The 10,694-nt window shown below is 26.3% G+C and carries 9 protein-coding genes and 1 pseudogene; 8 read left to right on the top strand and 2 right to left on the bottom strand.

The window, feature by feature from the left end:
• The first annotated feature begins 15 nt into the window (after positions 1–15).
• Positions 16–1,007, top strand: a pseudogene (locus RI01_RS01515) (lipoate--protein ligase).
• Between the two features lie 71 nt (positions 1,008–1,078).
• The gene (locus RI01_RS01510; RefSeq protein WP_017192898.1) at positions 1,079–1,744 is read left to right on the top strand and encodes an ECF transporter S component; all 666 of its coding nucleotides are present in this window, start codon (positions 1,079–1,081) and stop codon (positions 1,742–1,744) included.
• A gap of 31 nt (positions 1,745–1,775) precedes the next feature.
• On the opposite strand, the gene recU is transcribed toward RI01_RS01510, so the two are convergent.
• On the bottom strand, positions 1,776–2,333 hold the full coding sequence (recU, locus tag RI01_RS01505) for a Holliday junction resolvase RecU (protein WP_017192897.1): 558 nt from the start codon (positions 2,331–2,333) through the stop codon (positions 1,776–1,778).
• 155 nt (positions 2,334–2,488) lie between these two features.
• On the opposite strand from recU, the gene RI01_RS01500 reads away from it, so the two are divergent.
• From RI01_RS01500 to RI01_RS01475, 6 genes are all read left to right on the top strand, one after another.
• The gene (locus tag RI01_RS01500; protein WP_017192896.1) at positions 2,489–4,171 is read left to right on the top strand and encodes a ribonuclease J; all 1,683 of its coding nucleotides are present in this window, start codon (positions 2,489–2,491) and stop codon (positions 4,169–4,171) included.
• Positions 4,172–4,226: 55 nt separating this feature from the next.
• Positions 4,227–5,915: a ribonuclease J gene (locus RI01_RS01495; protein ID WP_017192895.1), complete on the top strand. Its 1,689-nt coding sequence runs from the start codon at positions 4,227–4,229 to the stop codon at positions 5,913–5,915.
• A 168-nt stretch (positions 5,916–6,083) separates the two neighbouring features.
• The gene (locus RI01_RS01490) at positions 6,084–6,407 is read left to right on the top strand and encodes a hypothetical protein (RefSeq protein WP_017192894.1); all 324 of its coding nucleotides are present in this window, start codon (positions 6,084–6,086) and stop codon (positions 6,405–6,407) included.
• Positions 6,408–6,614: 207 nt separating this feature from the next.
• On the top strand, positions 6,615–7,445 hold the full coding sequence (gene mutM, locus RI01_RS01485) for a DNA-formamidopyrimidine glycosylase (protein WP_017192893.1): 831 nt from the start codon (positions 6,615–6,617) through the stop codon (positions 7,443–7,445).
• Between the two features lie 34 nt (positions 7,446–7,479).
• The gene (locus tag RI01_RS01480; RefSeq protein ID WP_017192892.1) at positions 7,480–8,679 is read left to right on the top strand and encodes a DnaD domain protein; all 1,200 of its coding nucleotides are present in this window, start codon (positions 7,480–7,482) and stop codon (positions 8,677–8,679) included.
• Positions 8,680–8,687: 8 nt separating this feature from the next.
• Positions 8,688–9,497 (top strand): ATP-binding protein, encoded by an 810-nt coding sequence (locus RI01_RS01475; RefSeq protein WP_235728178.1) that lies wholly within the window; start codon positions 8,688–8,690, stop codon positions 9,495–9,497.
• Between the two features lie 135 nt (positions 9,498–9,632).
• Here RI01_RS01475 and RI01_RS01470 read toward each other — a convergent pair whose 3' ends face one another.
• Entirely contained in the window at positions 9,633–10,439 is an 807-nt protein-coding gene (locus RI01_RS01470; protein ID WP_017192889.1) for an HAD family hydrolase, read from the bottom strand.
• Between the last annotated feature and the right edge of the window lie 255 nt (positions 10,440–10,694).

Raw genomic sequence — 10,694 nt, 5'->3', positions numbered from 1 at the left:
GGAAGTGTAAAAAAAATGATTTTAGTTAAATTTTTAAGAAATATAGATTTGAAACCTTATTTTTATTACGCCTTAGAAGAATATATTTTAAACAATGTTTTAAAAGAAATGGATGAAGTCTTTTTTTTCTATGGACTATTAAAGGAGTTGTAATAGGTAAAAACCAAGTTATCGAAAACGAAGTTAATTTGGATTATGTTAAAAAAAATAAGATTAATCTTTTTCGTCGTCCTACTGGTGGCGGATGTGTTTATAATGATGAGGAAACTCCTCTTTACAGCATCATTACTAAAAGAAAAAACCAAAATTTCACTTTTAAAGAACATTTGAATAAAATTATTCCCCCTTTTAAAAAATTAGGAGTTGATTTATATTTTAGTGGTAGAAACGATATTTTGTTAGAAGGTAAAAAAGTATCTGGAAATGCTTTTTTACAAAATCAAAACGGCATTATCATTCATGGTACTTTACTGTATAATTGTGATATAGACGTGATGGTGCGTTGCGTTACACCAAGTAATGAAAAATTAATTTCTAAAGGAATTGATAGCGTTTCTGCTCGTGTGACAAATTTAAAAGACCATTTAGATCGCATGTCAAAAGACGAATTAGTACGTTATTTAGAAAAAGAATTAGCGCAAAAAGAATATGTTTTGAACGAAGAAGAAATAGTCAAAGTTGAAACGTTGGCGCAAAAATATTCTTCTGAAAAATGGTTATATTTTGAACATCCTCAATATTCTAAAACTTTGAAAAAACATTTCTCTTGGGGCAAATTAGAAATTTTATTAGATTTACAAAAAGGTAAAATTAAACAAATGAATTTAAGAGGTGATTTCTTTCATAAAGAAGATAATTTATCCTTATTTACTGATCAATTTATCGATGTTTATTATCGTAAAGAAGATTTAGAAACAGTCTTAAAAACTCATAATATAGGTGATTATATTTTAAACGCTAATAATCAAGATTTATTATCTTTATTAGAAGAAGGGTTGTTAATTTAAAAAAAATAAAAAAATTATTTCTCTTTTTTAGTAAAAATAGAAATAAAAAATGTATAATGAAAGGAAGGGATATGAATAAAAACAAGAAACAAGTTTTATTAAAAAAGATGATTGTTGTTTCACTTTTTATAGCAATTTCTTTCTTTTTAGAGATGGTTTTTGTTAAATTATTTTACGGCGGACATAATTGTCATATTACTTTAATAAGAATAGAATTATTACCTCTTATTTTGATAGGATTTTTATTTGGATGGAAATTCAGTTTCTTTTCTAATTTATTATATGTAGCAATTCATATTTGCATGGAATATGCGATGGATAGGCATTTTTTTGAATTGCTTTTAAAAGATACAGAATCGAAAAAGGTATTATTTTTAGGCTTATTATTTTTTGTATTTGTGACGCCTTATTTAGCTTGTACTATTTCAGGTTTTTTTCACCGCAAAGAATTAAGACATTTATCACAAGGTAAAAAAGTGATTGCAGGAAGTTTGTCGTTAATAGCAATTGTTCAAATTATTTCTTATGCCATTTTTTCTTTTTTACTTTATCATAACCAGTCTCATGAAATTTTACATGAATACAAAAGCTTTATAAAGGATTCTAATTTGCCATATAAACTAATTTTGGGTTATTACACATTATCTGTTGTTTTACAAAATATAGTTATTGGTTTTATTTTGTATTTTGTGAATCCTATTTTAAAAGTAAATTTAGAAAGTTTTTCGTTAGAATAAAAAAATTGAATAATTTCCTTTTGCAAAAAAATTATTCAATGAATTTATCTATTACTTTAAGATAATCAATTCTTGGATTATAATTAAACGGAATGCTAAAGAGCTCTTTTTCAAAAATTTGATAACTGATATTTTTAGCCTTATTATTGTTTAAAAAATTAGTTAAAAAATCAATCGGTAAATAAAAATACTTATTTTTAAATTTAAAATGAACAATAAAAAAAGCAATTCCGTTAAATTTTTGTGTTCTTTGTAAAATCTCTATTTGATGTTGAGGAATATTACTCAGTGAAAAGCTGTTTTTATTGTTAGTTTCTTTAACGTCAAAAGATAGATATTTACCTTTGTAAATACCGTGATAATCTGGTAGAGAAGAAGTACGATAATAAGCTTCCACTATTTTAGCTTGTTTTCTTTGAGGGTATTCTACTCTTAATACTTGGATAGGGATTTCGTTTTTATAAACCAATGCTATTTCTTGTTCTTGATAAAAACGATTAGTTAAATTAATATCTCTCTCTAAATTAGCACCTAAATTGCTTTTGTTGCTGATAACGTTATTTTTTTCTTTTTTGAAAGGGTAATCCATGGATATTATTTATCTACTTTCTAAGATTTTATGTTTCCTTCATTTAAAGACGAATTAATAAAAAATCATTTTTAACAATTCCCATTATAAAATAATTTTTAACAATTTCTAAAGATTAATAAAAATTTTTGTTCAAGGAGTATAAATTACATTTCATGAAAGAAATAAATTTTTTTGCCTTAGGTGGTATAGGGGAAAATGGAAAAAATTTTTATTTATTGAAAGTAGATTCTTCTTATTTTATTTTAGATGCAGGACTTAAAAATCCTAATGTAGTCTCTAATGGGATAGATTGTGTTATTCCTGATTATCATCGCTTGGAATCTATTAAAGAACAAATTAAAGGTATTTTCATCACTTCCGCTTTCGAAACTCATTCTGGCGCTTTGCCATATATGATTGATTATTTAGAAGATATTCCGGTTTACGCTTCTGACTTCACTATTGAAGTTTTAAAAATAAATTTACACCAAAACAACGTCAATGCGCATAATGTAGAATTTAGAGCTGTTCAAGATAAATCAGTGATAGAATTTGGCAACACTAAAGCTCATTTTTTTGGGATATCTCATTTTTTACCGGAAACTTTAGGGGTCGCTTTTGAAACTTCACAAGGTTTGATAGTGTATATTAGTGAGATGCATTTTGTTCAATCTAAAGATGTTAATTTCCAAACTAACTTTGCTCATTTATCAGAGTTATCGCAAAAAGAATTTTTAGCTTTAGTCCCTGCTTCGCAAGGAGCTTTTAGCATTATTACTCAGAAAAAAGAAGAAATTTTAGAATACTATTTGAGTAGTTATTTTGCTAGTATAGAAAACAATATTATTATTTCTTTTTTAGTCCCTGATTTATTAAAAATTCAGTTAGCGATTGATTTAGCTTTAGAGTCTAATTTAAAAGTTGTTATTTTAGGGCGTAAAAGTGAAAAAATTATTGATGTTGCTTTACAAAAAAATTATTTAAAAATTCCGGAAAAATCTTTAATTAATTTAAAAACATCCACAGATTATTTAAAATATAAAAATTTAGTGGTGATAGTAGTAGGAAAACGTTTTGAACCTTTTTACAGATTGCAAAGAATGTGTAAACAAACCGACCGTTTGATGAAACTACATCCTAAAGATAAGATTTTATTATTATCTATCGAAGCCACTGGAGTGGATAAAATTCAAAATAAAACAGTTGATATTTTAGTTCGAAAAGGCTTTATTGTCGATGTTTTAGAAAAAGATTTATTAAAATCTTCTTCTTATAATTATGAAGAGAATTTCAAATTAATGTTACATTTATTAAAACCTAACTTTTTAATTCCTGTAGCAGGCGAATACAGACATCAATGCCAAATTAAGAAAAACGCTCAAAAATTCAATTATCCTAATAATAAAATTTTCTTATTGGAAAATGGTGATGTTTGGAATTATGATTTCAAAAATAAACCTTATGTCAAAAGAAATTTTTTCAAAAATTTGGGGGAAATTTTAATTGATGGAACACCGGTTTTAGAAGGTAATGATTTCATTTTAAAAGATAGAGAACTTTTAGCTAACGATGGTGTTATCATCATTGTTTGTAATCTAGATTTAAAAGCCAGAGAAATCGTGGGCAATGTGGAATTAATTAGCAAAGGTTTTTTAAACAAAAGCAATACGGATGCGACTTTCTGGAAACTAAAAGATTTATTCGCTAAAATAAGTAAAGATTTTTTAAGGATTAATAAACAAGTTAAATGGAGTGATTTCAAAAATAACTTAAGAGAAGATTTATCTAAGTTTATTTATAAAGAAACGAAAAAGAAACCAGTCGTTATTCCTGTTTTAATTTCTATTTCACGTTAAGAAAAACATTCTTTAAAAAAAGATCAAGAAAGGAAAAAAGGTTGAAATATATTAAATGGAAATGATCAATCAAAACGTTTCTCCGAAGGAATTTGATATTGTCTTTTACGCTTTGGGCGGATTAGGTGAAGTCGGTAAAAATATGTATGTTTTTGAAATCGAACAAAAGATTTTTATTGTTGATTCAGGTATTTCTTTTTCTGATGATTCCTTTTTAGGGGTAAACTATATTATTCCTAGTTATGAATATTTACTGCAAAACGAACATAAAATTGTGGGCTTATTTATTACTCACGGACATGAAGATCATATCGGAAGTATACCTTTTTTATTGAAAAGAATCAATATTCCTAAAATTTATGTGACGGGCATTGCTTATGATTTAATAGAATTGAAATTAATAGATTATAAATTAAATAAATATATCAGTATTTTAGAAAAGTATAATAATAATTCTAAATTTGTTTTTGATAATACAGAAGTTTCTTTCATTCGTTTGAACCACTCTATTCCGGATACTTTTGGCATTGTTTTTAAAAATAAAGATAATGTGGTTTTTTATACTGGAGATTTTAAAATCGATAACACTCCTGAAGGTCCTTTAGCAGAATATTCTAAATTATCTGATTTAGGTAAAGATGGTGTTTTATGTTTATTTTCTGATTCGACCAATTCCCAAAACGAAGGTATGATTCAGTCTGAGCACAAAATTGGCGCCACTATTAATCAACTTTTTTATAAAATAAAAGGGAGAATAGTGATTGTTACTTTTGCTTCTAACTTTTACCGTATTAAACAAATCATTGAAGCTAGTGTTTTAACTGGCAGAAAAGTGGTTGTTTTTGGTAGAAGTATGGAAAAAGCAATCGAAACAGGCATGAAAAACGGTTATTTAAAAATCCCTAAAGACACTATTTTAAATAACAATGATATTGAGAAATACGATGATGTGACTTTGCTTTGTACAGGCTCTCAAGGAGAACCATTAGCAGCTCTTAGTCGAATGGCTAATGGGATCCATAGACAAGTTAAATTAAACCAAAAAGATACGGTTATTTTCTCTTCTTCACCTATTCCTGGTAATCAAGAGAGTATTAATAAAATCTTGGATTTACTCTTTAAAATGGATGTGGAAGTAATTGTGCACGGCTTATTGATGGATACGCATACTTCAGGTCACGCTAGTCAAAATGATTTAAAATTAATGTTGAATTTAATTAAACCGAAATATTTTATTCCCGTTCATGGCGAACATGTGATGTTAATTCATCATAAAAAATTAGCGATTGAATGTGGTGTAGAACCGGGCAATATTTTAATTTTAGATAATGGCGATGTGGTAGGTATTAGCCAAGAAAAAACTCAATTAATCGGTCGTGTCCCTTCGGATAATATTTATATTGATGGTTCGGGCGTAGAAGATGTGGGCAACCTGATTTTAAAAGAAAGAAGAATTTTAAATGAAGAAGGATTGCTATCAGTTGTTATTAGTATCGATTTAAAACAAAAGAAAGTTCTGAACTTTCCGATGATTGTTTCGCGTGGTTTTATTTATATGAAAACTAACCAAGAATTAATTAAAAAATTATCTTCTGATGTTAAAAAAATGGTGCAAAATTTATTACGCTTAGATAAAGTCAATAAAAGCTATTTGAAAAAATCTGTGATTGATTTTATCACTCCAAGGATTTATGAATCTACCTTAAGAAATCCGATTATTATTCCGATTTTTTTAACGGTTTAAAGTGATTAAAAAGGTCTTAATCTTCAAAATAAAAAGATAAATTATTTCTTTTATTTTGTTAAGATTAAGTTTTTCTAATTTAAAATATAAGTATTGAAAATAAAGAAAATAAAAAAATTTGCAAAAAAAGTTTTTTTAAAATAATTAAAAGGAGATAATAAAAATAAAATGAGTGCAAAAAAAAATAATCAACGTCACCTTGTAACAGATAATGCAACTGTAGAAGTTAAAGTGAGATACGTTAAACAAAATAATAAAAACGTAAGAGAATGGTATACTAATAATTTAAAAATTAATTATGATGGTAAAAATTATTCTTTTGATGAAGTGGTTTTAGTCTTCGGTCATATTGATAGTGATAATCCTGAGTTTTTCTTACAACCTGGTCAAAAAGTTAAAGTTTTAGGCGGAAAAATAAGCTCTCTTGATAAATCAGTTAAAAACAATGTTTTAACAATCGATAAATTCCAACAGTTAAGCGACCAAACGTAAAAATAATTAAAATTCTTATTTTTTTATTAATAGACATTTTCTTACGAAATAAGATTAAATTAGTTTTTAAAATAGTAAATTTGTTTAAGTTAATATTTGGTTTAATAATGTAAACTCCCATAAAATCATTTATTAATTTTAAAAGTAGTAAAGTAATAGAGAATTTCTTTTTATTTTAAAAAAATTTTAAAGGTTAAAAAATAAAATATGCCAGAATTGCCAGAAGTCGAAGTCATTATTCGTCATTTACATAAAAAATTGGTTAACCGCACTATTAAAGGTATAAAAGTTTTTTATGAACCTATCGTACAAAATATTGCTCGTTTTAACCAAATGTTAAACCAAACTTTTTTAGACGTTCAAAGAAAAGGTAAATATTTGCTTTTTTTCTTAAGTGATGATTGGGTGCTTGTGGGACATTTACGAATGGAAGGTAAATTATATTTAAAACCTCAAAAAGATTGTCTAAAAATAGGAAAACATGAGTATTTTCGTCTTCTTTTAGATAATGATATGGTGTTGCAATATTATGATTTTCGTAAATTTGGGCGTTTTTTATTATTTAAAAAAGATCGTTATTTAGAAGAAAGCAAATTAGAGCGTTTAGCTCTAGATCCTTTTTTAATCAATGCAAAGGCTTTTTATGATCTTTTGCAAAAAACACGTGTCGTGATTAAGAAGGTTTTGTTAAACCAACAAATTATTTCCGGGATTGGCAATATTTATGCTAACGAAATTTTATTTGCTGCGCGGTTACATCCAGAAACTAAAGCAACTTATCTTAATTTTGTTCAAACACAATTAATTTTAACTAAAGCGCAATTTATTTTAAAAGAATCGATTGTTTTAGGCGGGACTACTATTAGTACTTTCGATGCTTTAGGGCAAACGGGTTCTTTTCAAAATAAGCTATTAGTGCATGGAAAAGATAAGCAAAATTGTGTAGTTTGTCAAAATAAAATTGAAAAAAGAAAAATAGGCGGGCGTGGTTCTTATTTTTGTTCTCATTGCCAACCCATGATAACTAAAAAAGATTAATTATTTAAAAAATATTTTTTAAAGGAGATTCATAGTGTTTGCTTTACAAAATTTTAACGTTCATAATCGCAATATCTTATCTCATGAAGAACAAAAAAATTTAACTTTATTGTATCAGCCTTTAATAGGAACAGACGCTATAGGCCTTTATTACACTTTATCTTTTTTCAATTCTAATGATCTGGAGGGGACTAATTTGATTCATCAATTTTTATTGGATTTATTAAACATTGATGAAAAAACTTTTGTCCAATTTAAAGACAAACTAGAAGCAGTTGATTTGTTAACGACTTATCAAAATAAAAAAAAAGAGAATCTTTATGTTCTGAATCCTCCTTTAAGCGCGGTTTTATTTTTTAAAGATCCTCTTTTGAGTCAATTCTTATTAAGTGAGGTCGGCGAACATATTTATTTCTCTTTGGAAAAGATATTACTGCCAGAAACTTCCTTGAATTTAACGACTTATCAAAACGTAAGTAAACATTTTGCTGACGTTTATCATTTTGAAAAAATGAATCCTCAAGAAACTTTAAATAGTTTTAAATATAATAATGAACAAAAAAAACAAACCACTGTATTACAAAAATATTTTAATTATGAATCTTTTTTAAACCATTTATCAGAAAGATTTAAAAAACCTTTTTTATTGGAATGGCGAAACATGGATTATATTATTAAATTAGCTTTCGTGTACGTTTTAACACCTGAAGAAATGGCCGCTTTATACCAAGAAAGCTTTCGCAATAATTATGAAGATGATCTAGATTTAAACCATTTAAGAAATAGTTTAAACCTTAAGTTTTCGCAAAGTAATGCTAAAATTAAAACTTTAAGCAATAAAAATGTAAATACGGAAACCAACGAAATGATTCTTTATTTGAAAAATTCTCACCCCCATAGGATTATTAAGAATTTTAGTAAAAATAAACGTTTTGGCGCTGATTTGTATGATACTGTGTTTTTGTTGTTGAAAAAAACAGAGGTCGAAATTGGAGTTATTAACGCTTTAATTATGTATGTTTGTAAGATAAAAGCTCATAAAGATGATTCTTTTATTTCTTATAATTATTTTGACACAATTTTAAAATCTTGGACTAAAAAAGGAATTATAACTACCGAGACGGCTTATGATTACCTTATGGAAGAAAACGTCTTTAAAACTAGAAAAAAAGACAATAAAAACAGTCCTGCTTGGTTAGATAATTTCGAAAAAGAATTAGGATTTAAAAATTAAAAGGTTTAATGATGGTTTTAGTAAATAAAAAATATTTAGATGAAATGAAAGAAGTTATTTCTAACGATCCGGAGACTAAAAACTTAAAAGTAGAAGATAAAGATGTGATGATGGTTTTTAATTATCTACAAAATAAGCATAAAGATCACAGGTTTGGTTATAAACAAGTTTTAAAAACTAAACCTTATCTGCATATTATGTTGCAAGAAACAACTGCAACCAAACATATCGATTTAAAAAATAACTTAGAACAAAATAATATTTTATTTAACCAAGATTTAAAACTAGAAGAAGTGGATTTAAATGATTTTAAAATTAATAATTTAGTGCAAGGAAAAATTTTGCAAAAAACTAAAGAGATGATAAGGTCTTTTGATCGTGTTAAAACAGGATTTTATCTTCATGGACATTTTGGGACAGGAAAAACTTTCCTTCTTAAAGCTTTGGCCAAAGAATTAATCGATAAAAACATCTCTGTTTTATTTATTTTTATGCCTGATTTAGCACGTCAATTTAAAACTGCTTGGTATAGCGATCTCTTAGAAAAAAAAATTCATTATTTGAAAAAAGTGCCTTGCTTAATTTTAGATGATATAGGTTCTGAAAACATGACTTACTATTTTAGAGATGATGTTTTACTTCCTTTATTATATTATCGTTTCGAACATAAATTGCCCACTTTTTTTAGTAGTAATTTGGATTTAGAAGGTTTATTGAATTACTTTAAATCTTTTCAAGATTTCAATAGCAAAATCAAAGCTTGTAAAATAGTTAACCTGATTAAAAAAAACACCTCTATTTATAACTTTTCAGTTTGAAACAAAGAGTTTTAAAAGAACTTTCTTTATTTTTTATGATAAAATAAATATTTCTCATAATTAAAATAGTTTCCATATTAAAAAAACCTCTTAAAAAAGAGGTTTTTTTAATATATGAAAAATAAGGATTAATTATCAAACTAGTTTATTAGCTTTGAAAAAGTCATATAATTGGTTTTTTTCAATACTAGGAGCAACTAATTGAGCGTTTTGCAATACTTCTTTGTATTTAGTATTACCCATCGCGATGCCTATGTCTGCCAGTTTTAACATTTCAATATCATTGTGTCCGTCACCAATACAAACCACTTGGAAATCAGGATATAATTCTTGAATTTTTTTAATGCCAGAAGCTTTGTTGAAATAACGATACACTAAATCGCTTCTTCCTGGGCGAGAAAAATAAGGTTTTAAAACTTCTATTTCTTGGAATAATTTATCTACTACAATGTTATCTTCATGGAAAGCCCACATTTGGTAAACATCGTAATCTAATTTTTCAACATGGAAATTTTCGTTAACATTTATTTGTTGACCTTCTTTAATAATCCATTTTCTTTTGCCGTCGGTTTCGATTAATTTTTCCACATCAGAATTAATCACAACAATTTCTCTTTTATCTAAACCAATAATACCTAATCCAATAGAATACTCTTTCCCTTTATTAATGATTTTCTTTAATAATTCTTTGGAAAGTTTTTGTTCGTGGATATTTTTTTGATCGGCGATAATATAACTACCATTCATTAACACTAAATTTTCAAAAAGAGGCAATAAATCCCCTAGATTAGATATTCCTCCAAGACTTCTACCTGTTGCTATTCCTAATTTAACATTAGGTTCTTTCGCTAAATCTTGAATCAATTGTCGAGTTTGAGGGTGGATAACATACTCTCTAGTCATTAAAGTGTCATCAATATCAAAAAAAAATATTTTTTTCATTAAAAAAACCTCACTTTTATTTTTGTTTAATTGTTTTAAAAAAGAAAGTTAAAAAAAATAGCGCTTCTTCAAGAGAATCATTCTTTTTGATATTTTAAGGAAATAAAAAAGATTATATTAATTATATTATAATATTTTTTTCATAAAGTCAAATATTTTATTAATTTTTTAAGTTTAGAAAAAATAAGGTTAAAAAACGATTGTTTTTATTAAAGTTGATAATTATTTTTCTTATAAATATTTTAATAAATAACA

Origin of the sequence: Italian clover phyllody phytoplasma str. MA1, assembly GCF_000300695.1 — a bacterium.
In the GTDB taxonomy this organism is placed as follows: Bacteria; Bacillota_I; Bacilli_A; order Acholeplasmatales; family Acholeplasmataceae; genus Phytoplasma.
Note: the sequence above shows the minus strand (reverse complement) of the source record. Positions and strands in the feature narration are given on the sequence as shown.